The following is a 724-nucleotide window of genomic DNA, read 5'->3' as shown; positions in this document are numbered from 1 at the left end:
GGCCCTCGGCCAGTCGCGCGGCCTGCTGGGTGTACGGGGACGGCGGCGCGGGATGCCGGCGCCTCCACCAGGTGCTCGCCACCGTGTAGAGGCCGCTGGCGAGGAGCAGCGCGGGGATGGACAGGATCAGGAGTGTGTCGCCCATGGCAGCCTCCTTCGGGAGGGCGGTGCCTCCTGCATCGGCAGGGCGGACGGGCGGACTGAAGATCACTCTTCGGCCATTGAATGGCCGGATCCGGCTGGCCTACAGGTGTCCTTCGAGCACATGACCACAGGTGGGCGCGTTGTTGACGGCCCTAAGGCGTCGGCGCCCGGCACTGTCCGACCTCGGCCAGGTACTCGCTCATCGCGTCGCGGTTGCGGACGAGGACGTCGATCCGCTCGCTGAGCCGGTCCCGCTCGGTGGTCAGCAGGGCCAGCATCTCCGGTGTCGCGTCGGGGAAGTGGATCGACCGGGGCTTGTCCAGGCACGGGAGGATCTGCTTGATGATGCGCGTGGGGAGCCCCGCGTCCAGCAGGCCGCGGATCTGGTTGACGCGGTCCACGTAGCGCTCGTCGTACTCCCGGTACCCGTTCGGGCCCCGGTCGATCCACTTCCCCGACGCGACACCGGAGATGCTGGCCCTGCTGACCACCGAGCGGGACCGGCTCAGCGAGCGGATCGACGTCCTCGTCCGCAACCGCGACGCGATGAGCGAGTACCTGGCCGAGGTCGGACAGTGCC

The 724-nt window shown here is 69.9% G+C and carries 1 protein-coding gene and 1 pseudogene; one reads left to right on the top strand and one right to left on the bottom strand.

The window, feature by feature from the left end; translation table 11 throughout:
- Window positions 1–296: 296 nt before the first annotated feature.
- The gene (locus EAO73_RS35360; RefSeq protein WP_224756602.1) at window positions 297–635 is read right to left on the bottom strand and encodes a MerR family transcriptional regulator; all 339 of its coding nucleotides are present in this window, start codon (window positions 633–635) and stop codon (window positions 297–299) included.
- Between EAO73_RS35360 and EAO73_RS37470 the strand changes: the two are divergent.
- Window positions 580–724, top strand: a pseudogene (locus tag EAO73_RS37470) (MerR family transcriptional regulator); the annotation flags it as partial. The gene EAO73_RS35360 and the pseudogene EAO73_RS37470 overlap by 56 nt on opposite strands.

The sequence above is a fragment of the Streptomyces sp. col6 genome, assembly GCF_008042035.1.
GTDB lineage: Bacteria > Actinomycetota > Actinomycetes > Streptomycetales > Streptomycetaceae > Streptomyces.
Note: the sequence above shows the minus strand (reverse complement) of the source record. Positions and strands in the feature narration are given on the sequence as shown.